Origin of the sequence: Streptomyces botrytidirepellens, assembly GCF_003721215.1 — a bacterium.
GTDB lineage: Bacteria > Actinomycetota > Actinomycetes > Streptomycetales > Streptomycetaceae > Streptomyces > Streptomyces himastatinicus.
This window is the reverse complement of the sequence record NZ_RIBZ01000326.1, coordinates 1-22,999: the sequence shown is the minus strand read 5'-3', so window position 1 is coordinate 22,999 and position 22,999 is coordinate 1. Positions and strand designations below refer to the sequence as shown.

General features: G+C 66.3%; 19 protein-coding genes and 1 pseudogene. 9 read left to right on the top strand and 11 right to left on the bottom strand.

Annotated elements, in window-relative coordinates:
- Positions 1–71: 71 nt before the first annotated feature.
- The 3 genes from EEJ42_RS29170 to EEJ42_RS29160 form a co-directional block, all read right to left on the bottom strand.
- Entirely contained in the window at positions 72–1,115 is a 1,044-nt protein-coding gene (locus tag EEJ42_RS29170; protein WP_123104592.1) for a TniB family NTP-binding protein, read from the bottom strand.
- A gap of 1 nt (position 1,116) precedes the next feature.
- Positions 1,117–3,441: a hypothetical protein gene (locus EEJ42_RS29165; protein WP_221179440.1), complete on the bottom strand. Its 2,325-nt coding sequence runs from the start codon at positions 3,439–3,441 to the stop codon at positions 1,117–1,119.
- Positions 3,442–3,503: 62 nt separating this feature from the next.
- Complete coding sequence (locus tag EEJ42_RS29160) at positions 3,504–4,196, bottom strand: TnsA-like heteromeric transposase endonuclease subunit (protein WP_148082045.1); 693 nt, start codon at positions 4,194–4,196, stop codon at positions 3,504–3,506.
- 273 nt (positions 4,197–4,469) lie between these two features.
- Here EEJ42_RS29160 and tap point away from each other — a divergent pair, with 273 nt between their 5' ends.
- Positions 4,470–6,512, top strand: a complete 2,043-nt coding sequence (gene tap, locus EEJ42_RS29155; protein WP_123104586.1) for a telomere-associated protein Tap — start codon at positions 4,470–4,472, stop codon at positions 6,510–6,512.
- Here the strand turns inward: tap and EEJ42_RS53955 are convergent.
- Positions 6,502–7,596 (bottom strand): TniQ family protein, encoded by a 1,095-nt coding sequence (locus tag EEJ42_RS53955; protein ID WP_123104584.1) that lies wholly within the window; start codon positions 7,594–7,596, stop codon positions 6,502–6,504. The genes tap and EEJ42_RS53955 overlap by 11 nt on opposite strands.
- 69 nt (positions 7,597–7,665) lie before the next feature.
- Here EEJ42_RS53955 and tpg point away from each other — a divergent pair, with 69 nt between their 5' ends.
- Positions 7,666–8,244, top strand: coding sequence for a telomere-protecting terminal protein Tpg (gene tpg / locus EEJ42_RS29145; protein WP_123104582.1), 579 nt, complete (start codon positions 7,666–7,668; stop codon positions 8,242–8,244).
- A gap of 572 nt (positions 8,245–8,816) precedes the next feature.
- On the opposite strand, the gene EEJ42_RS29140 is transcribed toward tpg, so the two are convergent.
- A complete protein-coding gene (locus EEJ42_RS29140; RefSeq protein WP_123104580.1) occupies positions 8,817–9,449 on the bottom strand; it encodes a hypothetical protein in 633 nt (210 codons plus the stop codon).
- 473 nt (positions 9,450–9,922) lie between these two features.
- Here EEJ42_RS29140 and EEJ42_RS29135 point away from each other — a divergent pair, with 473 nt between their 5' ends.
- Both EEJ42_RS29135 and EEJ42_RS53950 read left to right on the top strand, forming a co-directional pair.
- Positions 9,923–10,129, top strand: a complete 207-nt coding sequence (locus EEJ42_RS29135; RefSeq protein WP_123104578.1) for a hypothetical protein — start codon at positions 9,923–9,925, stop codon at positions 10,127–10,129.
- A 333-nt stretch (positions 10,130–10,462) separates the two neighbouring features.
- Entirely contained in the window at positions 10,463–10,588 is a 126-nt protein-coding gene (locus tag EEJ42_RS53950) for a hypothetical protein (RefSeq protein WP_281291524.1), read from the top strand.
- A 375-nt stretch (positions 10,589–10,963) separates the two neighbouring features.
- Here the strand turns inward: EEJ42_RS53950 and EEJ42_RS50350 are convergent, their stop codons facing one another.
- From EEJ42_RS50350 to EEJ42_RS29120, 3 genes are all read right to left on the bottom strand, one after another.
- Positions 10,964–11,743 carry a hypothetical protein gene (locus EEJ42_RS50350; RefSeq protein ID WP_148082044.1) on the bottom strand — a complete coding sequence of 260 codons (780 nt, stop codon included), beginning with the start codon at positions 11,741–11,743 and terminating at the stop codon, positions 10,964–10,966.
- A gap of 343 nt (positions 11,744–12,086) precedes the next feature.
- Positions 12,087–12,938: a class I SAM-dependent methyltransferase gene (locus tag EEJ42_RS29125; RefSeq protein WP_123104574.1), complete on the bottom strand. Its 852-nt coding sequence runs from the start codon at positions 12,936–12,938 to the stop codon at positions 12,087–12,089.
- Positions 12,931–14,238, bottom strand: a complete 1,308-nt coding sequence (locus tag EEJ42_RS29120) for a helix-turn-helix domain-containing protein (RefSeq protein ID WP_123104572.1) — start codon at positions 14,236–14,238, stop codon at positions 12,931–12,933. The genes EEJ42_RS29125 and EEJ42_RS29120 overlap by 8 nt, the downstream gene beginning before the upstream one ends.
- Before the next feature lie 1,277 nt (positions 14,239–15,515).
- Here EEJ42_RS29120 and EEJ42_RS29115 point away from each other — a divergent pair.
- On the top strand, positions 15,516–15,782 hold the full coding sequence (locus EEJ42_RS29115; protein ID WP_123104570.1) for a hypothetical protein: 267 nt from the start codon (positions 15,516–15,518) through the stop codon (positions 15,780–15,782).
- Here EEJ42_RS29115 and EEJ42_RS29110 read toward each other — a convergent pair.
- Positions 15,763–16,779, bottom strand: a complete 1,017-nt coding sequence (locus tag EEJ42_RS29110) for a DUF4238 domain-containing protein (RefSeq protein WP_123104568.1) — start codon at positions 16,777–16,779, stop codon at positions 15,763–15,765. The genes EEJ42_RS29115 and EEJ42_RS29110 overlap by 20 nt on opposite strands.
- 64 nt (positions 16,780–16,843) lie before the next feature.
- Positions 16,844–17,731 carry an HNH endonuclease signature motif containing protein gene (locus tag EEJ42_RS29105; protein WP_123104566.1) on the bottom strand — a complete coding sequence of 296 codons (888 nt, stop codon included), beginning with the start codon at positions 17,729–17,731 and terminating at the stop codon, positions 16,844–16,846.
- A gap of 1,109 nt (positions 17,732–18,840) precedes the next feature.
- On the opposite strand from EEJ42_RS29105, the gene EEJ42_RS29100 reads away from it, so the two are divergent.
- From EEJ42_RS29100 to EEJ42_RS53945, 4 genes are all read left to right on the top strand, one after another.
- A complete protein-coding gene (locus EEJ42_RS29100) occupies positions 18,841–19,110 on the top strand; it encodes a hypothetical protein (protein ID WP_123104564.1) in 270 nt (89 codons plus the stop codon).
- Between the two features lie 10 nt (positions 19,111–19,120).
- The gene (locus tag EEJ42_RS29095) at positions 19,121–20,278 is read left to right on the top strand and encodes a helix-turn-helix domain-containing protein (protein ID WP_123104562.1); all 1,158 of its coding nucleotides are present in this window, start codon (positions 19,121–19,123) and stop codon (positions 20,276–20,278) included.
- A 600-nt stretch (positions 20,279–20,878) separates the two neighbouring features.
- Complete coding sequence (locus EEJ42_RS53220) at positions 20,879–21,940, top strand: hypothetical protein (RefSeq protein WP_246097464.1); 1,062 nt, start codon at positions 20,879–20,881, stop codon at positions 21,938–21,940.
- A gap of 299 nt (positions 21,941–22,239) precedes the next feature.
- A complete protein-coding gene (locus EEJ42_RS53945; protein WP_281291525.1) occupies positions 22,240–22,362 on the top strand; it encodes a hypothetical protein in 123 nt (40 codons plus the stop codon).
- Positions 22,363–22,745: 383 nt separating this feature from the next.
- On the opposite strand, the pseudogene EEJ42_RS29080 reads toward EEJ42_RS53945, so the two are convergent.
- Positions 22,746–22,939, bottom strand: a pseudogene (locus EEJ42_RS29080) (IS701 family transposase); the annotation flags it as partial.
- Between the last annotated feature and the right edge of the window lie 60 nt (positions 22,940–22,999).

The following is a 22,999-nucleotide window of genomic DNA, read 5'->3' as shown; positions in this document are numbered from 1 at the left end:
CCCGTCTGCGTCGCCACAACGCCGCCTGAACACGCGCCAACGCCGCCGACACAGCCAGCCATCCAGGCCATTCAGATCGCGATCGCCCGCCCGACGGCAAGCGAATCGATCAGATCCTCGGTGATGCGCTCCTCCTTGCTCAGCATGGCCTTCTGCGCCGCCTGGCAGATGAGCTGTGACGCCGCACGCAGATAGCCTTTGCTGCGCGTGTGCAGGATGGGGGACAGCTTGGTGAGGTCGCCGGGCTCGTGGTGGAAGAGCCGCAGGTCCTTGTCGAACTCGTGCATGATCCGGCGGAAGTGGTCCTTGCCTCTCTGGTCGTATCCCAGTCGGCTCGTCACCAGCACCGGATGGTCGCCCCACGGATCCTCGTCCACTTCCAGCTTCGTCTCACGGTCACGGGTCATCGGATCCACGATGGAGCGGCTGCCGCGGCCGCAGTACACGAACGTCGCACCCGTTTCGTCACTGATGTGCTCGAGGAACGCGAACGACTGCTCTACATCGGCACCAGGCCGGAGCCGCTCGATGCCGTCGATGAGAACCAGCTTGGTCCCCGAGTGCCGCATCACATGGCAGATCGCCCCGGTTGGATCGCTGCCGCCGTCCCGGTGCAGACCCAGAAAGTAGGCGAACGCGGCCGCCCAGTTCCGGCTGCCGCCCCGCCCCTGGGCGGGCACGCTGAGCGCGATCACCGGAATCCGGTTTTCATCCCGCTCATACAGCTCATTCAGGCGCATCTCGTAGTGACGGCCGATGTACTGCATGAGGGCGGTCTTGCCCGTGTTCCGCGGCCCTTCGATGATGACCCCGATCCGGCCCGCCTCCCGCTTCGCATTGGCCTGAAGCTGTACCTTCACCACCTTCAGCGCCGTGTTGATCGCCGGAGTACGCACCGGGCGCATACTGCCGTGATACAGGAAACGCGGATCGTCCCAGGCAAGTTCGACGTTCAACGGAGGGCAGTCCGCCAGTATGGGCGGCTCCGGGACCCGGTCCACCGATGCCCGCCAGTTGGTCAGCGTGTCACGCCATTCCGGCTCCGGCGGCCTGCGCCGCGCCGGCCCGTCGACAAGCTCACGGACCATCGCCTCATCGATGTCAGGGCGCTTCACGTCAGTCCTCCGGAGGTTGTTCCATGGAGCGGAAAAGGTCTTCAGCGGTCATCTCGACACCGGCCGTGCCTGGCTCCCGCCTGTTCTCAGACTCGTCCTCAAGTGGCGGCAGATCGTCGAAGTAGGTGTCCTTGAACGACTGCAGCGCCTCATCACTCCAGGACCCCGCGCCGGTGACGGCGGGGGAGAGGAATAGCCCGTCCCCTCCCGCGGCACGGCGCGACAGGTCGGCCGGGCCTGGCAGGCCGTACATGCCGGTATCGCTCAACAGCAGTTCATCACCGTCCAGTTCACCCTCCGAGGGCTCTGCGTAGGGATTGAACACGCGGGTGGTCGGCGCCGGCAGGACGGGCCCCCAGCCGTCCGGCACCACAGCAGCCTCGCTCTCCTCCGGGCCGCGGCCGGCACGCTCCAGGAGCTCGGCCAGCGCCTGGGCGATCGAGAGGTCGTCGTCCTTGTCTCCGCCCCGTGCGACGTGCTCGGCCAGCGCGACGTCCCACAGATACTGGGTCCACGGCGCTCCGATGAGGTGCTGGTGACGGAAGGTGGCCTCCACCCACGTGTTCTTCTCATGGTCATGCAGCCACACCTGCTCGGGCGCGTAGGGGTTGTACCGCAGTTCCCATCCGCCGCGCGGTTTGCCTCCCAGACCTGACTTGCGGCGCCGGTACTCGTTCAGCTCGCCCTTCGGGTTCTCGTACACCCGGTTCTTGAACCGGATCCCCTCGTCGGTCACCCCCACCCACGCTGTCGGAAGCAGCCGCAGGTAGTCCTCCCGTCCCAGTGGGATCGGAAGATACCCCGCGACCTGCACACACGCGGCGTACATCTGGTTAGGGCTCAGCGGCGGCAGGTTCGCATCGTAGGGGTTGCGCAGTTCGTCATGCGGGCGGTTCTGCCAGCCCAGCGCGATCCACTGCTGGAGCAGGTCATCGAGCTGGCTGAGGTTGAACAGCGGCTCCCCGTCCAGGGTGCGGGCACGGCGGCTGATGTCGTTGCCGGTGTAGGTGTTGACGTACTGACTGAACAGCGACTTGACCGACCCGAAGGTACGCTCCACGATCCCCTTGTCCGTGGGCGTGCGGCGGCGCGCCGGACGCACCGAGATCCCCAGGTAGTTGCACGCGTCGAAGAAGGCCTGACCGGCGAAAACCGACCCGTGATCGATAACGATCATGTCCGGGATGATGACTGGCCGGGCGGCCGCCTGGGCCATCCGCGGATCAGCTTCCAGCAACTGCTCATAGGGCAGGTCGGAGGCGCTGGCGTGGACCTGCGGGGAGAACCCGGCGCGCATGGGGGACGGCACCAGGCCCTGGGCCAGCAGCAGCGAGGCGTCGACCGCCTTGGTGGCCCGGGCCGCGCTGCGGCTGGAGGCGATCAAAGCCAGACGCTGCCGGTTCTTCTTCCGCCGCCCCCGCGGCGTCTTGGGCCGGATGACGGCGGCGATGATGGTGCGGGTGGCCACATCCACCATCGCGGTCAACTCCACCGAGGTCGGCTGGCCGTCGTCACCGAGGACCTTCACATCCAGATCGGTGGAGTCAATCTGCACCACTTCGCCCGGCGCCAGCGCGGTGGTCACGCTGAACGGCGGCGCGGGCCGGTTGGTGAGATCCATACGGCGCCGGGTCGGAGCGCTCAGATCCTTGACCTTGATACCGAGCCGGTCCAGCAGTTTGTACAGCGTGGTGTCCGGCGGGACGGTGACCGCGCCCTTGTAGAGCGAGCGGACCTCGCGCCGCAGCATCACGAACACCCCCGTCGCAGTGATCGCAGACTTCCCGGCCCGGCCGTCGATGACCGTCATCAGCGCATCTACCACCCGCGGATCGGTACGCCCGTACAGCGATGGTGTGCGGGTGCGCCGCTTGTCGACCAGGCCCCAGACGCCGTCCTTCTGGTACTGCAGGCGCTTGCGCTGGACGGTGTGCCAGGAGACGTCGAAGTCGAGCACCGCGTTCAACTCGGCGGCCTTGGTCTTGTATCGCTCGATCAGCGTGCACTTCTCCCCGTAGCCCGGCCGCGGAGTCGCGTCCTGTGGCTGCCCGGGCAGCAGGCCGGTCTCGACCTCGACGACGTGCCGCTCCCAGATCCGTGCCTCACGCGCGGCGTCGCTGTTGATGCCCTCCAGCCGCGACCAATCGGGAAGCTCCGCGTGCTCCACGGGCTGGCCGGTGGCGTCCAGGACCGCGAAATCACCGGCCGCGGCCAGGACCGGGAGCGGAAGCTGCACCAGCGGCAGGCCACTGCCAGGCCGCGGCGCTAGCTGCACCCGCATGCCGTCGAAGGTGACGACGCTGTAGGTCTCGGACTGCCAGCGCACCCAGTCGCCCTCGGCCAGAACCCCGTGGTGCGCGCGGAGGACAGCCGGCTGCCTGCGGCGGCTCACGGCTCCTGCCCCACGGTGAAGGGGCGCCGCATGGCCTCCGGTGCACTGCCACCACACTCCACTACCGACCCCGGCCCCAGCGGCACACTCCAATCGATGGTGAGCTTGCGGCGCCACAGCAGGTGGTAGAGCCGCGGAAGCACCAGCAACTGAGGCGCCGGAACCGCCTGCACTCCCTCCAGCAGTGGACGAGGCCGGGCAAATGCCTGCATCAGATCCCGCTCGACGGCGTGGTCTCCGATGCGGGGATGCCGGTAGCGGGACGCCCACCGGAGGTTGGCCAGCGCCGTTTTGTTCGGCAGCCGGGGAGAGCCCATCTCCCAGCCGGCCTCCCGGCACGCCTGCTGGAGCACCTCCCGCTGCCGCTCCCAGCGGCTGCTCGCACCGGACGCCGGCGGACAGGAAACGACCACGGTCGCCCCCGAAGTGGTGCGCACAAAGAAATCGGGCACCAAGCGCCGCGATCTGCCGCGCTCAGTCCACTCCAGGCGGGCGGTCCACGCGGTGAAGTCGGCGACCTTCGGATTGAAGTCCAAGAGCATGGCCACCGACAGCCGCTCCAGCGACCGGCAGCCCACATGCTTGCCCGACGTGGCCGACCACCACCAGGTGACGATGCTCCGTTCAGAAGGGTGGCGCAGGGGCACCCACACGGGCTCCCGTTCGGCCAACGGCACACCCGCAGCCATGCCGACGGGAACCTGGACTTCTCTGCCAGCACCGTCACGGTGGACGATCTGCAGGTCCTTAACCACTGTCCCTCTCCTCACCCATCACCGAGGTCAGACAGCGACCGACCGGCACCTGCGTGCACGAACACACCGTCCTCACAGTAATCGATCACATGTACGGTATTGATGTCCAGGTCCTGCCCGGCACCCGGCCCCGCGAAATGAGCCAAAGCGCTCGAACGCGGCACCCCGGCCACACGGGCTACCCACGGCCGTGGCAGATTCGAGCGGGTGGAAGACGAACACACCGCCGAACTGTTCGCAGGCGTCGACGCTCTCCTGGCCCAGGCCGCGGCCCGCCTGCCGGACGCGGCCGAACGCCAGCGACTGAGGCAGGCCGCCGGTCTGTCACCGCAGCAGGTGGCCACAGCCCTGCAGACCACCCCCGACCTGGTCGAGGCATGGGAAGCAGGACTCACCGAACCGCCAGCCGCCCAGCGCGCCGCCTACGCCCGGCTCCTGGACGGCCTGCTCGCACAGGAACGAGCCCGCCACACAACCGGCAACACCTCCGCAGCACCCTCCCCCCACGACCACACCAACGCCACGCCGACACCACCCGCCGCCTCACCAGCTCCGGCGCCGACCCCGAGCGCCCCGCCAGCCCGTGCGCCCAAGCCACACACCGCAAGTCCCGCGGCGTCCGGTAAAGAGTTCCCTGCAGGCCCGCTGGCTGTCCTCGCCCACACCGGCGCCCTCACCGCTCACCTCGCCGACGGCACCACACACGAGTGCCCGGCTGACACCCTTGTCGACCTCCTGCACTGGGCCTTGCAGGCCGGCCTCGGCCAGCCGAAGCTGTCCACCTACGACCGCCCCGCTGACCCGCTCGTCGTCCTGACCTCCTCCGCCGCCGACTACCTCGGCCTGCCCCTGAAGCTGGACGACCGCGCACGCCTGCGCCTGCCTGACGACCACCCGGTCATCGCCGACCTCGCCCGCGATGGATGGAACCTTTCCCGCAGCGGCTTCGGCTCATGGGCCCGCATCTACCAAAAACCCGAGCCCAAGCGCCGCCGCTGCATCCAGATGGCGATCCTGCCCTGGGGCGCGCTGTCCGATGGCGGCTGGAACACCCCTGGTGATCTCACCCCCAGTGCTCTCGCCCGCTGGCTGGGCACCTACGCCGACCGTGTTCTGACCCCGTGCGGATCCACCGCTGTGTGTGGACAGCAGCTCATGACTGCCCTGCGTCCCCCCACCCGCCCCGCCCGCAGTGCCGACGGCACCTGGCACGGCGAGAAAAATCCCGCAGGCCTGTGGCAGCCCCTTGACCCGGCCCCGCCCGAAGCCCATGACGAGCACCCCCTCGCCCAAGGACGCGACCCACTCGATGCCCTGGACGAAGAAGCCTGGGACTGGCAGCGGCCCCTGACCCCCGACGAAGAACTCACCTACCCCTACGTCGTCGGCATCGACATCAACTTCGCCTTCGCCGCCGCAGCCTCCAGCGCCGTCGTCGGCATGAACGCACCGCCCGAGCACACCACCCGGCCTGTCTTCGACCCCAAAGTCCCCGGTTCCTGGTACTGCGACCTCAGCCACGTCGACCACGACCCGAGACTGCCCTCACCCTTCACTCCCAGCGGCCAGCCGCCCACCGGACCCGCCTGGTACGCAACCCCCACCCTCGCCTACGCCGCCGAACTCGGCGCCGACATCGAGCCCCTGGAGGCGTACCTGCGACACGACTCCAGCCGCTACTTCGACCCGTGGTACAAGCACCTCCGTGATGCCTATCTCGCCACCATGGAAGACCTCGGCATCACCCCCGATATGTCCCCGACCGCCTTCCTCACCGCCATGCGCAATCTCCACACCGCCGACCCCGCCGTACGTGCACTGCTGGCCGCGATCAAAGCCACCAGCAAGGGCGGCATCGGCAAACTCAGGGCAGGGCCCCGCGATCCCCGCCGCGCTCCCTACACACCCTGGCCCGCTCTGAACACCCCCACCTGGCGTCCCGACCTGCGCGCCGTCATCATCTCCCGCACCCGGGTCAACACGCACCGCAAGATGCGTAAGACAGCCCAACTGACCGGCCGCTACCCGCTGGCCGTTCTCTCCGACTGCGTCATCTACCCCGCCCACGAACCCACCGCACTGGACGTCGTCCCCCACGGAGACAGCGGCACGGGTGTCTCCGGAGCCTTCCGCCTGGGCGTCACCCCCGGCTGGGTCAAAGAAGAAGGCACCCGCACCATCGACTGGTACCAGCAAATCCTCGACGACGGTGCCAATCCCGCCCGCTACGTCAAGGACATCACCACCTGACCCCCTGACCCGGCGGGCGGGACACCGCCCGCCGGGTCACACTCGTCATCGGCGATCCCAGCCGCCACGGCAGGCACGTCACCTGCTCCAGCGGCCCGAAACGAGGCACCTCACCATGCGGCTCCATCATCCGCAACGGCGCACTGCGATACCCCGCCGCCGGCGCCGACCGCGCCAGCCGCTCCACCACCGGCACCGTATTCCGGTGCGCCACCAACCACGCCTCCAACGCCCGGTGCCCGCCCTCCGCCATCTCCTCCCGCATCCCCAGCCGCTCACCAACCCACTCCACCCACCGGCCCGTCGTCCACCCCGCCGGACCACCCGCGAAACTCCTGCCCAGCGCCCGCTGCCGCTCCCGCACCGCCATCGCCTCCGCAACCACCACCGCCTCCGGATACACCACCATCGGCACCGCCCACAACGCAGCACGTGTCACCCCCAGCGCCTCCTGCCGCCCAGCCCACACCCCACGCGACCCCATCTGCCGACACTGCCACCAATACACCGCCACCTGCAGGGCATCCGCCATCAACGCCCGCGCATACAACCCCGTCTTACGCTCCAGACGCACCCTGCGCACCTGCGCCTCCACCACCTCAGGCACCTGCGCCACACTCACCTGAAAACGCCCCTGCGCATCCCCCGTCCACCGGCCATGACGCGTACACACCGCCCACGCATCCGAACCCACCCGCCACACCGGACGCTCAGCACGCCCCGCCACACACAGCGCACACGCCTGCACCGGCAAGCGCTCCTCAGGCCACGCCTCCACCCGTACCTGGCGCCGAGCCTTCGCCGTAATACGAGCCTGCGCCAGAGTCGGCAACGCCTTCTCCAACTGCTCCAGCGGCCTTCCACTCACCCGGGCAAGACGTTCCCGCGCCACAGGACCCAGCCACACCTCCTGCAACCGGGGATCGGTCTCCTCCAGACCCCGCGGCCCGCCCACATGGCGCACCAGCTCCGCCCATGCCATCCCATTCATATCGGCCAACCGCCAAAGAAACGAAGCAGTCGTCTCCTGGGCGATCAGCGCGGGCCGCCGGGGCAACGGCCCTGGAACACCATCCATCAGCATGCCCCGATCCTCCCAAGCCGGTCCGGGAGGCCGACCAACCACCCACGTTCACTGAAAGCATCAACCCACATGTCGATCACCCTCTACGCCAACACGGTAGGAGAAGCTCTCGACCGTGCCGACTCCCGCCACTGGACACGTCCGGCCCCACGTTCCGCCAAAGCCCGCCTGCGCTTCCTCCTCCAACCAGAAGACAGCAGCCTCCCGACCCTCGCCTCCCGCCTCGGAATCCACGAAGCCCTCCTGCACCAGGTCCTCACCGGTCACCGCCCGCCCGCGGATGACCCCCTGTACCCGGCCCTCGAAAGGGAAACCGTTCGACTGTGGCAGCCACGCATCCGGCGCCAGGCGCACCGCACCATCCTGGAAAACGGCGGACTGATCACCGTCTCCTTCCGCGCCTGGTTCGGCTTCACCTCCGCGGCCGGAACAACCGACGATCCCCGCCTGCGCTTCCTCACCCTCAGCCTTCGAGAGCCCTACCCCGAACACCTCTTCACCGCCCGGCACACAGGAGCGGCAGAGGAGGAACTCAACCACATCCTCGGAGATGCACTGGCAGCCTGCTACTTCCGCCACAAAGGATCCCCAGCTGCGCTCGAAGAGGTGACTCTCAAAGAGATCGACTACCTCGAGTTCTACTACTGATCATCGTGGAGGCGCACGCAGACGTACGTCCGACGAGCACATGCGCCGCTCGACATCGTTGCGCTGCTTGTACGCTGCCGCTCAAGGGGTGGCTGGGGCCAGGCAGAGCGATCTGAAGCCAGTCCTGGAACGCCCCCAGCTTTCCGCCGTCGCCGACACCGCCGGCCGGGCGGGGCGGGGGAGAGGTGCTGCACAGATTGAGGACCGCTGGCGCCGCTGCTGGCGGTGCCAGCCGTTGACCACAGAGGCACAGCGAACTGCTGTGAAGCGAACTCCCCTGAGACATGCTGGGGCCACAAAGCCGCGCATACTTCTCCTACGCTCCGGGTCGTGACCGAGGCAGCTCTGAACATTCAGCGCGCATGCAACGATCCCCGTCTATCTGCGCCGACGTGATGCCGCCCGGCGGTCAGCCCTTTGGGAGCCCACCGGACGACACCACGTCGGTGCGGGTGCGGGTGCCGTTGTTCAGCGGCCGGGCCACTGCTCATAAGGCATGGCCCGAGAACCGTCGGCCCCGACCGTAAGGCGGATGGCCTACTCGAGATCGGCGACGACACCGTCACCGCGATTCAGCGGTCAGAGCCCGCAGCCTGCTGCTCTGCCGACTCGCTCTGTGCGGCAGCTCCGGCGGCCTCCGGGGCGGTGTAGAAGACGGACGCGCCCTGCTTGGTGCGCTGGGCCTGGTTCTTGGCCACGAGGTTTTCGAGCGTGGTGCGCACGACGGTGGTCTTGACGTTGCGCTCGGGGTGCTGCTTGTCGAGCGCGGAGGTGATGTCGGCTGCGGAGCGCGGCTCATCCTGGCCTGTCAGGTGCTCGCGGACCAAGTCGACGAGGGTGGGCTGGGCTGATGGAATGGAGGATGCCTCGGGCGCGTTCTTTTTGCGGGACTGCTTGGGGGCCGGGGTGGCGGGCTTCTTTGCCCGGGGCTGCTTGTCGGGCTTCGATGCGGCAGTCTTCTTCTTGCGGGGTGCGCGCGCTGCTGTAGTGGACTCGGATACAGCGGGTGCTGCCGACGCCCCGAGGGCCTGCTGGACGTTCACCAGGACGGTGTGGTCCTGCTCCAGAGCAACCAACTGTGCCTTCAGCGCTTCGATTTCACCGCTGATTCGTTCCTGTTCCTTACGGTTGAGCTCGAGGTCATCCGCCACCTTCGTGCTGTACTGCGAGGTCAACTGGGTGGGTGGAGCAGTGGTTTTCGACATGTGTTTACATCCCTTTCCGGGTGCCACGGCCGACGGGGCGAAGCTCGCGGCGTGTGCCAATCTCCTGCGTGTGCTGTCAGAGCATGCTGCCACGTGTGCAGGAGCAGATACTCCCGCAGGGCAATGTCGTAGTGATAGTAGGGAAAGGGCATGTGGTTTGCTCTGCCGTGGGACGCTAGACGCAGCGGATCCGAAGTCTGGTGATGTCAGTGCACACCTGCGATGGCATGCCGGTGGGGAGCCAGGCAGGCTGAAGGGGCAGTTCATCGGCGTCTCGAGGCTGGGTCTTCGCGGCCGGCCGGCCATGCCTTGTTGTAGGAGCGGCGCAGGGTGAGGAGCCCTTCCCAGGTCAGCTTCTCCAGCCGGGCCAGCAGCGCTGCCCGCCGTGCGCGCCTGGGGTTCCAACGCCCACCAGGCTGGCACGCGGAACCAGATTGGGGGGCCGCCCCCAAGCATTGGCCAAGGTGGCGTTGGTGACCACCGACACGCCGCAGCCCCCGGCTCCTCACCATCCCAGGGACTGCGGGCGGGCGTCCTGGATCGATGTCACCGGCCCGTCCAACGGCGTACGAGCGCTGCTGGAGACGCCCCGGATGCCGAAGCCCCGCAAAGAGCTGATCCAGCGCGAGATCGACCGCGTCGACGCGGTCCTGGCCCACGTCCGCACGGAGGAGACATGACGAGCATCGCCGACCGCACTCTGACCGAGGACGGCGTCACCGCCGAGACCGCCCAGGCGCTGCGGTCGGCGATGGCCCGGCTGTTCGCGGGCAAGCCGGCGCGCACCGACGGACGCCTGACCAAGCAGAACCTGTGGGCCGAAGCCGGGATCAGCAGGGCCACGATGAACCGCGCCCGCACCATCCTGGCCGAATGGGACGCCCACCTGGCAGAACACCGGCAGCGCCACCCCGGGAGAGGCCAAGCGGGACGAGGAGATCCGCGAACTGCGGCGCAAACTGGCCGAGGCCAAGGGCGAGAACACCGCCCTCCAGCGCCGTCTGGACGCCGCCGTGACCGCGATCGCCGTCCTGCACCACGACAACACCCTGCTGCGCGAGGAGCTGGCATCCCCGAGCGGCACGGTCGTCCCGCTCCAGCACCGCAGCGCTGGAGCCATCCACGACCCGGCGGGGTGATTGTCCCTTCCGCTCGAACTCTGCGACTGGCCGCCGAGCTGACCAGCGACTCGCGATTTGAAGTTGAACAGAGGCGCCCCAGTCTGTTCGGACTTACCTTGCGAAATCCCTGGGTCGCGCTGCGCGGAGTGCGGGCGCTCTGCGCAGCATATGTCACCACGTAATGGTCGGCCGCTTCACTCGCAGGGTAGGTCCGGAACTCGCAGAGTCCCCCCGGAACGGACACCCAGCCCAGTGTCGCCCTCGACCACTACCGCGAGTGGGTTGTGCGTGCCGTACGTGCCGTCCCAAGCCATCACTACCGCCCGATCGATGGTTAGCGTGTCGGCGGCGAATCGTGTCCTGCGATCCAGGTGAACGCAGTTGGCAGCCCGATCACACTATTGCCGCTATGGATGGCGCAAAATCCCCACTTCTGCTGTGGGAAAGCCTGAGTGCTTGATATTCATGTGGCCGCATTTTCCGCTCTGCCTCTAGGCGCAACTTAATGGACTCAAGAAAAAGGTACATAAGGGGATTCATGCTAGCTTCGCCCCAGGCTACAGTTGCGGTAGGGAGTATGGTATTCCACAGGCGTCCGATATATAGGCGACCATATGCCGTTTTCCATATTAGTGAGCTCTCAACGAAACCTCCCGTTACCGTGCGATAAATACGCTCTTCGGCCAGCACTTCGCCCGAAAAAGAAACGGCGAGATCTTCGCGTTTATACTTTCGATCTTGACCGGGGCGGTCCCTGTAGTAGGGGACTCTTAATTCGCCATCAGCTAGCGTTGGCGGAAGGAGGAGTGGTGCCAGATTGTCGTATTCGATGAAATTCAGGCTTACGTTGTATCCGCGAATGCAATCCGCTTCAAAATCCGGATCCCTTGCTTGAGTCCATGCGCCGATCTTCTGCGAAAACACGACCGGGTGCCTTGTCGACTCGTTGCTGAAATAATCGCAGCGGCTCTGTATATTTGAGGGGAGCTGATCTAGTGCCTCAAAGGGCGCAAGGGCCTTCAATGCTCGTGGAAGTGCGCTAGCATTGGGTATCGCAATAAGCAGGTCGATATCTGAAGCTGCCCCGATGAATGTGGATCCTCGAACACCATAATAGGGAGTGAAGGCCATCGAACCACCCAGAATGGCGCCGACGGTATGCGGTTCGAGCAATGATCTGATTCTATCCAAATCCCTAGCTCTTCGAGCAGTCTCAATTAGAGTCTCAGCTGGGCCGGGAAGACGGCGACTTGGATACCCTGGTGGCAAGCTAAACTCTATTGGAGTCCTGATTGAATATATTGCTTGAATCGAACTTTGATCGACGCTACTCCTGTACCTCGAATCAAGATTCCCTATTAGGGAGCAAGTAAGTTGGGCAGCATTTCCATTTCGATTGCCGATCGCTTCGGTTAGCATCGTTGCGAGCTCATCCCTGATGTTGGGCTGAAGCAAATGCGGCCAATGCCACGAGGTTTCAATGCGGAGAGCTTGATCTAGCAGCTGTGTTGCTCGCTCAATCAGTGACATTTAGCCCCATGTCTGTGTTCGCCTTTTGGGCGATGATAATTCCTCCAAGGCAGGTAATCCGGAGGGATCCGTGCTCTGTGATCTCCGCGGCTGCCAGCTCCGAGGCTCTCTGGAGTGTAGTCGCGAATGGTGTTCCTAGTTGATCCGCCCAGGCCTCATAAGACGCGAAGTGGGCGACGGCAGGGGCGACATCGGTTAGCTCAATTACACCCGGAAGTTTGAGAACGCGAATATTCACCAATTCATTTCTAAATAGTTCCGGTGCTTTCTCTAGGGAGAAGCGGGAGCTAAGTGAAATTCGAGACGGTCCTTCGAGGGTGCCGAGGACTTCGGCGGCAGCTGCGCTCCAGAGCTGGTCAAGCTCGTGTTTGTCGTTTTCGCTGTTTGTGGAGGCAATGACCAGGCCACCGGGTCTAAGTACGCGAGCTGCCTCTTTGATTGCGGCCGGAATGTCTGGGACGTGATACAGCATATGCATAGCCAGAACGGCATCAACCGACGCGTCTGCAACGGGAAGTGCTTGGGCGTCGGCCACCGCAACGGGGTGCGAAACACTCGTGATGATACCGATAGAGATATCTAACCCGATAACCTTGATATCGGGTCGATCCTGGCGAATTCTGGTAATGAACTTTCCATTTCCGCAGCCGACATCGAGGATCGTTCCGTTGGTCTTGGCTAGGTGCTCGACGATTATGCCGGGTAGGTCGTATCTGGGTTTCTGCCACAAATAGATTGACTGTCGTGCGGCGAGGTGCTGGTCGTCAGCATAGGCGCTTGTGGCTAGGCGAGCCGTGTCGGTAACAGCCAAATCCTGTTGCCTGGTGTTACTAGTCATGCACTTGACTCCGAAATGGCAGCGAGGTGCGAGAACGAGAACAGATATGTCGAACTTGTTCGCGGAGGCTCAGCAAGGCGGACGGACTCGCATAAGGAGAGGACGAGAGACGTTGGTCTAGAGCGCTAAGCCGCTTGGTGATGCTAGCGGTTAGGTGCTCAGGAGGAGCCTGTATGACAACGGTTAGCGCTTCCTCTGCGCAGTCTATGTCCCGACTCGCAAGGTATCCATTCACGAGGTCGAGATGTGCGGCGAGTAGATCTCCGGATGACTGGTCGGCATCGGGCGCCGCACTATAGAGGGCTATTGCCTGCTGAGACGCAGTTATGGCAGTTGCTGCCCGGCGAGAGTCGTTGAGAGCCAGCAGGGCAGTTCCGACGTAGGTCCATTGCTTGGCTTCGGGGAATACAAATACTCCCGGTAGATCCACATCTGATATGTCGGCACGGATGTTAGCTGCGGACTCGATGGCTTGGAGAGCTCCGATCCGGTCTCCCATGGCAGCGTAGGCACGTGCTTGGAGGCTTAAAAGGCGTGGACTTATGGTGCCGCCATCGTTATAAAGCATACCGGATTGAGCAAGTTTAGCAGCCTTTGCGTAGTCGCATTGCCAGTATGCGATGAGTGACTGGATAGACCGGACCCAGGCGCGGAGGCCATTGTGACCAGCATTCTCGGCGCAGAGCCAAGAGGCACGGGCGTTCGTAGCGGCGGCGGGATACTGGCCGAGGTCAAGGGCAATGTGAGTGACGAGCCCGCTCAGGTAGCCCGCCGCGAGGTAGAGCCGTGCGGTCTGGTGCGGAGCTTGGCGGCCCTGGAGTAGATCGAAGATGCTTCGTCGCAGGGAGCTGACTTCGTGGACCAGATAGGGCGCCGGCTTGGTGACGTATTCCAGGGCGAGACGGCTGATGTCGGCTTCTAATTGCTCAAGCAGAATATCATCGACGTTAATGCTGCTGGCAATGCGGATGAACAGGGCCGATTCTGCTGAGTCCGCCGCAATAGCAGTGGCCATGTCTGGGTGAGTGTTGGACTGCTGTGTGTGGTGAAGCTGGGTTGGTACTGCTCCGGTGCGGACGAGCGCGGATGCTTCCGTGAGGTCGAGCACTTCGGTGAGTTGATCGACATTGAGGTTGAGAACTCTGGCCAGCTTCGGACGCATCCAAGGTTGGGGGGTGGCCTGGCCGCTCTCCCATCGCCCGACGGTTGTACGGTCGGTTCCCATCGCCTCAGCTAGCGACTCCTGCGTGTGTCCGATCGCCTTGCGCCGGTCGATGAGGCGGAGTCTCCTGCTCGCCATGCGTGTCCTCCTCTACGCTCTGAGATCTGCCAAGACCGCGAAGGTCGAGGTCAGCCCCCGATCAGCAGCGTGGATGCATCCTGCGTGCATCTATTCTGCCGTGGTTCAGCACGCTTGAACACGGTTTGATTGGAGACATCGGGAGCTCTCGGAGGTCGGGTCGTCCTACGGGGTCTGTTTCGAGGCGGCGCAGATCTTGTGGCGCTCTAGGGGTGGATGGTCCTGACTCTCCACGCCTGTCCGTCTGGTATCAGGTTGCTCTGCCGTGCGATCGGGCCAACCTGGGCGGCCTCTATTCAAGGAGTCAGTAATGATCATGCCAGTGGCCAGCACCCAAGTAGTGGCGATTGCTGTCGGCTACTCCATCCTCGTCTTGGCTGTCTCGCTCATCGCGGCTGCCCACCCGGACCCTCGGCGTCGGGCCGATGCACGTCAGGTCCTCGATCGGCTCGTCCAGATCTTCCAGCGGCGAAGCTAGTTCGAGGCGATACCTGGGAGGCGGGAACTGAGAGGCGTCTGATATCCGAGACGTTCGGTTCAGCAGGGGCAGCGCTTGCGGTGCCCCTCCGCCGGATTGATCCACCACGGGCTCGATAGAGGTGGCATGACGCCCGCACCCACCGCGCCCGTCAGAACACTGCCCGGGACGCCGCCTGGCGAGGCGTGGTACGACCTCGGTCTGATGTTCACCACTGCTGACGGCGCCGGGATCCACGTGGATCTGGTTAGCCGCCAGTTCCGGGTGGTGGTGCGCGGGGCGGCTCTGCCGCCGATCTGGCTGCATGGCCTGCGCCGCAGCGTCGATTGCTCTGGCGGAGGGTTCGGACCTACCTTGCGAAATCCGTGGGTTGATGGTCGGCCGCCTCACTCGCAAGGTACGTCTGAACTTCGCAAGATCACTCGCAAGGTAGGTCCGGAACTCGCAGAGTTCCTCCGGAACGGACAGTGATGCCCTCGGCGCCACCGGCGCGGTGAGCCGTCCGGCACAGCGTCCGGCACACACCGGCACAACCGCAGGTCGCACGGCGCAACCCCCGACACACGCAGCCCGTCTCCGGCACAGTCCGTGCCGGAGACGGGCTCGTTCGTGCTGGACGTGTGCTGGCGTCGCCCGCGGCCTGGACCTGCGCGGCAACGACCTGTCCGCGATCCGCGGCCTGACCTCGCTCAAGCACGCCGTCATCGAGCCGGCCCAGACGATGCAGCTGGGCCGCGCCCTGGTCGGCGACCTGGAACTGAGCCTTCCCGACGACTGACATTCTCCGCGAGGGGGAATCGTGGCCATCCGCATCGCCTTCACCGACCCCGACGCGCTGATCGAGCGCTGCGAGATCACCGACATCGACGTCAGCTTCGGCGAGGGCGACCTCGACGAGGACGCCGTCATGCCCCTGCCGGGACGCTGGCGGCCGCTGACACCCGACCAGGCCACGGCGCTGCGCAGCGGCCCCGGCGACGGCCCGGTCACGGTGATCGAGCTGGTCCGTCCGCACAACCGCTGGGCCTCCTGCCGGGGTCCTGGATTCAGTCGGCGTCGGTGCTGAGCTGTTCCAGAAGGGCGCGTAGCCCGGGGTGCCGGACGTGGAGATGCTCGGTTGCGGTGGAAGTCGCGGGGCCGTCGCTGGGGGTGACAGTGAGGCGGGGCGCGGGGATCTGAGGCGGAGCCTCGGCCAGGTGGAGGTGTGGGGGCCACGGCATGGAAGGGAGGCGGTAGACGGCTTCCTGACACCAGGCGGCTGCGCCTCGGTTGGCTTTGGCCGCTATCCGGCGGGTCAATCGGCCGTGCTGGTACCGGGTGGTGGGCGGGGTGGAGATCAGAAGGTGGGTGGGGGAGACAGGGGCAAGGAGCTGGGCGGTGGCGGGAAGCAGCGGAGGCGTGATGCTGTAGGTGCCGTCCTTGCGGCGCACCGTCACGCCGCTGTCGGACAAGACCAGCAACGGCACGTTGGCCCGAAGCAGTACCAGCTCCCGGCCCGGGGCGTTGAGCGCGGCCTGGGCGTGCTGGAACGCCCGGAGGGCCGCCCGCAGCGGCGACCGAGGATCACCAGTCCCCGTCACATCAGGCGCTTGGTGGTAGGCGATCCAGAACACCTCCACCCGCTCCCACGGCTCGAGCTCGCGGCCCAGCCGTGCCTGCCACCGCCCAACCGCCTCCGCAGCCCAGAACAGGGGGAGCAGGTGCGTCCCCACCTGCTCGTCCCAGGACCGGAACGCCTGCGTGCGCACCAGCTGCCATGCCAACGTGTCCACCAGCACCCTGCGCTCCGCCTCGGCCAGAGGCCACTGGCCACGCCGGATCGCCCGCAGCACGGGAGCCGCACGGTCATCCACTTCGCGAGCCAGGAACGTCTCGACGGCAGCCCGCTGCCCGCCCTCAGCCACCCGATCGGTGTTGAAGTGCTTCTTCTTGGCTGCCGCCCTGACCGGGGTCCGGTGCTCCGCACCGCTGCGCCATCGCCCAATCAGGTGGCCGTCCTCGGCGAATTCCCTCAGCCACAGCCGGGGCACCAGGTGATGATCCTTCGGCGTGTTCTTGCCCATGCCGACCGATGCTAGATCGATGGTGCTGTACGACGGCGCCGAGTTCGGACTGCGATGCCAGTGCTCAGTAGCGCGTGTGGTTCAGTGCGTTGGCGGCCCTGAGGGCTTCCTCCGCGGCTCCTGAAAGGAGATTCGCGTTGTCCGGGAGGTTCTCCAGGGATTCGGCGGCCTTCAGGGCCTTGTTCGCGGCTTGCTTGAGGGCGAAGGCGTTGTCCGGGAGGTTCACGAGCGTGTCGGCAGCGTCGGCGAGTACGTCAGCACTGTCCGGCAGAGTCCTGAGGGAGTGGGCGGCACCGGCCAGTACGGTGGCGCTGTCCTCCAGGTTCTTGAGGGTGTCAGCGGCGTTGGCCAGCAGGTTGGCGCTGTCCTCCAGGTTGGCGAAGGTGCGCGCTGAGCTGTGCAGCATGGTGATGCCGTCCTCGGAGATCCCGAAGCCGTGAACCCTCGGGTCGGCCAGCTCCTTGACGACGACCTTGAGCAGAGAGGCGAGTTCCGGGGCGGTCTTGGCGAACTCGTCCAGCGCGGGTCCGATGCGGTCGACGACTTCGTTCTGGGCGGTGGCGATCATCTCGCCGAGCTCGGATTTGGTGAGCTCCCCCAGGCCCGCCAGCGCGTCGACGCCATCGGCCTCGCGGGCGTGCTTCCAGCCCAGCAGCACCTCCACCGGGTACTGGGCGCTGTCGGGGCCGTCGACTTCCTCGTGGTGGGGGTTGCACAGCAGGATGAGGTTGTCGAAGCTGTTGCGCTCCTTCACCGACCAGGTCGGATCGAATCGCTTGCCGCCCTCTTCGAAGGCCCGGATGTGAGCGATCTCGAGGTTGAGCTTGGGCGCGCCGTTGATCATGCGGACGGTGGGGACGTTGCAGTCCGGCCAGTAGCATCCGCCGCGCGCCAAAGTCATGAGCGCGGCGATCGTGGCGTTGCTGTAGTAACGGCGTGGCTTCTTGTCCACGGGCCCTCCCCTTTCGCGATGGACACTCGCGAGGACCGTAGCGACGTGCACTGACAAGGACGGGCGCCCGCAGCCCTGGATGGCTGCCTTCAAGCCATCTCGTACGTTGAGCCGAGGCCCGGGGCTGCGGCATCGGGGCCTGACCAGCCAGACCGAGCCGCTGCTCGCCCCGCTTGCGACCGCTCGGCGCGGCTGGCCACGCTGCGCCCGACGGTCCGACGGGCACTCAGCGGCGGTCCCGGCCATAGCCAGTGACCGGGACCACGGCGCGGCCGGGGCTACTCCTCTTCCTCCTGCTCCAGTTCGGCGCGCGTTGCCGCGTCGCACTGTGGGCACTGTGCGCACCGGCTCGGCCAGCCGTCCCGCGGCACGATGGTCGCGTGAGCGCCCGGATGCATAGCTGCCGACCGCCCGGCCTGCCAGCCGCTGCAACAGCACAGTGTTGCACCCCTGACCTGTAGGGCTACGGGGACTGGCCTTGCGCCACCGCGACGCAGTGAGGCCGATGGCACGAGGCTTCCGGAGTGCCAGGATGCATGGCCGAAGGTCGTCGAAGACGCCATGACCCTGGCTCGCTGAGAGCCCGGCGGGTTGCGACCACCGGTGGTAAGTGTGCAAAGCCATGAGGCCAACGCCGCCGCAGCGACGCTGGCCTGGGCATGCCCGTGCGCCAACACGATCATGCGATGTCCCTGAGTGATAAGGATTGGAGCCAGTAGCAGTCAGGGGGTTGCCCGGAAGATCCGGTGCTCGTCGTGAGCGTCGCACCCGCCCATGAAACCTGCAACGCGCATTGGGACAACCGTGCACCCACACCCTCGCTCCAGCAACGGTGACCGAGGCAGACCTTCCCGGGCACAGTGACGAATACCCAGGCCGCGAGCACCCCGCAAGTCCCGCACATGATCGCCCGTGGATAGCCGCGAGCCTGACCGAGTGCCAGACACTGGGACAACAGCGCGTGAAAAGCCCGGAGGGGACAGGAAGCATGCGAACAAGTGACACCATGTTCATCCCCGCGAGGAGCGCCAACTGCTCGTGTGACCAGACAAATTGGAGCCAGTAGCCGACCCGCCTGCCATACCGGGTCACCCCTGTCAGGAGAGACGATGCACACCCCTTCACGAACCGAACGCCGCGACCCCCGTTCCACCGTCCCGCACCCCGCGACCCCTCCGCGCATAGGCGCCGGCGAGGCCGTCGTCATCATCGTGATCCTCATCCTTGCTGCCGCCCTCACCGTGCAGGGCACCCCGCCGGGCCAGGTACTGCAAGTGCTGGCTGAGGCCGGTGCGCTGTCGGTCATAGTGCTCCGGGCATGGAGCCTCGCCCCGCTCCGGATGGCCCGCTCCGCCCTCTCTGCTGTCTCTCCTGCGTGAGGAGGCCACGATGGGATGCAGCGAAGCACCGATCAGCACAGCCAACCAGGCCTTGGCCGCCCTCGCCCTGTGGCTGCGCGCAGCTAAAGCGGCCTCCGGCCTGAGCTACCCCACCCTGGCCGAGCGAGCCGGATACCACCCCTCCAACCTGCGCCGCGCCGCCACCGGTCACCACGTTCCCTCCCAAGCCGTAGTGACCGCCTACGCCACCGCTTGCAGCGCTCGTGCCGACCACGCCCTGCAACTGTGGCGGGAAGCCCGCTACGAAGCACGCCGCGCCGCCCGAGGCCGCCGCATCAGCCGGGCCGCGCCCCGCCCCGAGCTCGTGCGGGATGCCGCCGACCTCAGCGCTGGCATGATCGAGCTCTACGAGAAGGCTGGCGCGCCGACGCTGCGTGAGATGGAGGCATCCGAGGCCGGACAGCACGGCCGCCTGCCCCACAGCACCGTGCACCGCATCGTCACCAAGCAGGCCGTTCCCAAGTGCCCCGTTCAGTTCGCGGCGTTCCTGCAGGCATGTGGCGTCGAGGAACACGACCGCCAGCCCTGGATAGATGCCTGGCACCGTGTCTGGCAGATCGAAGCAGAGGAGCCGCCAGACCCAACGCCCACACGAAGCGGCACCCCGCCCGACCACGCCGACAATGCCGGAGTGGTACTCCTCAGCCCTGGCATGCTCGCGAGCGTGCAAGCCGCCGGATACACCGTCTTGCCCTGGGACGGCATTGACCACCGATACCTTCGGGTGAGCTGCATCGCCTGCCACCACCCCCTCACCGTCAAGCCCCGGCAGCTGCACACTCTCCGCGCCTGCAGCTGCCGCGCCCCTCACGAGCCGCTGTCTCGCCCGCCCTCGTCTCCCGCTTCACCACAGACAGGCGCGGCCCCTGAAAGCCTCGACAGCCCCGCGGTCCTACCCGCCCTGAAAGCACTCGAACTCGCACGTGCACGTCTGCGCGCACCGCTCACCGACCCTCAGGACGAACGGCGGGCTGTCGACGAACTCCGCCAAGCCCTGCGACGCACCTATGTGGTCATGGCCGAACAGCAGCGGATCGCCCCAGGACTGCGCCGCCAGGCGCAAGAGCTGCTGAACCGCTCCACCGACCTTCTGGAATGGGTGGAGGCAGATCAACCGCGTCTGCTCCAGGAAGCCAGCAGCGGCTGACACGGACTGGTGGCTTGCCGCTCGACGGGAGAGCTGTGATGAGCCTCCGTCTCAATACGGTGGAATAGCTGGCCATGATGGACAGGCAACGTGTCAGAAGCATCCTTGGGAACCGGGTGCGCCGTAATCGTGTCCGTATCGGGAGCGCCGCCGGCGTGGCGGTAGCCCTCGGGGCCATCCTCATCGTGCTGGGGCCGCTGTCGTGGCTGGTAGCCGGGGACGCAGTCCGCGCACTCCACGGGAAAGAGCGGGCAGACGCGCTGAACGCGGTACGCCAGACGGTGCTGGCCGCAATGGCGGGCGCAATGGTGCTTCTCGGCCTTGTGTTCACGGCGAGCTCACGCGCAGCCTCTCCACTCGATGGCGTCGACCGGGACTGGCACCTCGCGGCCCCGCCGTGGCGAGGCCTGTGCCGGCGGACATCACCTCAGCGCAGAAAGGCTGCTCCGGCCCGGGCGGTGACGCAAGCCATTGGGGGGACTGCGGGGAATGCCCCGCAACCAGGCGGCTGGTTCGCTACTGTCCCGGTATGGGATCCACCTCCGGCGCTGAACGCAGCCGGAGAAAGGGGACGCCGGAGCCCGAGGGCAGGGGAGCAGCGTGCTGAACGACAAGGACGTCCTGGAAGCGGTACGGCGACGCCTCGAAGAGCGCGGTGACGGTATGAAGCTGGGACTGCCGGACACTGCGAAAGTCACCTGGCATCCGCTCCTGGAGGGCCAGATCGTGCGGTGCATCGAGACCCGTACGCAGGATGAGCGGCTGCACTACGGCTCCATCGACCTGTCGGACCGGCCGGAGTACGACACCCTCTCCCGCTACCGCCTCGCCCCGCCGAAGAACCTCACCAAGACGCAGAAAGTGACACTGGTCCAGCGTGGTTCAGTAACCGAACGGTCCTGCGACGACTGCAGCAACGGGAAGAAGCCATGCCCGCGCTGCCAGGGCCGGGGAGATCTGCCCTGCGAGGCATCGACAACCTGCGCCGACTGCCGGGGTATCGACTCCTGCCTACGCTGTGAGGGTACTGGCGACAGGATCCGTAACGCTCCCGACGGCCAGCAGCCGGTCGGGGAACGCGAAGTCTGCCGAAGGTGCGGGGCACTGGATGCCGCCTGCCCCACCTGCCGCGGCCGTGGCCGCACCACCTGCACAACGTGCGAGGGGCGAGGTATACGTGACTGCCCCGACTGCGACCGGGCCGGAACCGTGCCGCACCAAAGCTGTAAAGGCACCGGCAGAACCGTCACGTGGACCGAGGCCACGATCAGCCGGAAGCCGATGATCGAGCCGGTCAAGCATCCCAAAGCAGGCGTGCCATACCCGGCCCGGGAGCTGGCACGCGAGAGCGGCAAGTGGCACGCGCTACGCCTGACGCATAAAGACACCCTCCCCGAGAACCTGGCTGACGAATTCCGAAACCTCGCACAGCCGTATCTCGCGCCCCACGAAGGCGAGATCGGGCGGGAGGCCACCTTCAAGCACCTGCGGCTGGCTCGCGTCGAGGTGCCCCAGCACCCGCACCGGGTCTACTACGTCTTCCCCACGGACACCTCCCCTCAGGTACTGGTTCTGCCCTCGCAGCAGCGAACCTGGCAGATCGCCGCAGCTGCCCTGGGGGCCCTGCTGGTGCTCTTCCTTCTTCTCCGGCTCGTGTCGTAGCAGGCCACGTCCGAAGATGCGGACGGCCATTGGGGGAGGGCAGGGCCCTGGTCAGAAGAGAATGTGCAGCTCGTCAGCCCCCCAGAGGTGGTACTCGACGTTTTCTCGGCTCATGCCGCTTCCGGGAAGAAGCCCGGAGGAACCAGGACCGCTGGTAGCGGGGGTGCGATAAGGCTCGGGGACCGCTGCCGAGTGACGGTGGCACAGGCCTGGCAGGTGTCAGCCAGGCGCCGGAGTCCGCCACTGTGATCGCGGGCGAGGAGTAGCACCAGAGGGCCGTCGCAGCCTCGGTGCCGGGGATGCGACCGACAGGAGTGTTCGTCACCGAACACGGCCTGCTCCTCCGCGAACTCGCCGAGGACGTGAGCGAAGAGGAGGTCCGCGCCAAAACGGAAGCGCCCCTGGTGCCAGCCTTCTCCTGACCGCCCTGCCCAGCCGTTCCCCAGGCCGGGTGCCAGGGAGGGGCTTGGCAGACCCCCAGCGCCGTTGGGGCAAGCCGCTGCATGGCAACCAGGGGTGCCGCAGCGGACACCCGCGCATCGCGACGGGCGCACCCGCACGATGCCAAGACCGCGTCGGGACCTGGCTGCCAGAACTGTTTTCAAAGAGGGTCGGGGCCTTCCACTCCGGACGGCCCTCGACCCATGCCAGCGGTGGACAACGGACAAGATGAAACCCCACCCATACTCGGCTCCGCGTCGTCTGTAGTGACTCAGGCGGGCCTGATATCGGCGTCGTCGGCGCCAGGTTGACCATTGCAGGGTGTGCTGGATCGGGGCTGGCTGGCGGCCGGTGAGGCGGGTGATCAGGCGTCGGATTTCAGCGAGGCTGAGGTGGATGAGCTGGGAGGATCCGATTCTGCTTTGTCCTTTTCCAGCTGTCGGGCCCGCGGACGGTCAGGCAGGTGTGGGCCGCCATGGCCAGTGTCATGTGGCGGTGCCAGCCGGGATAGCGGCGGACCTGGTAGTCATCCAGACCGCATTCTTGCTTCGCACTCTGGTCGGGTAGGACCGCCGCAGCAATGCGGCGGTCCTACCCGACCAGGCGGCGAAGAACGAG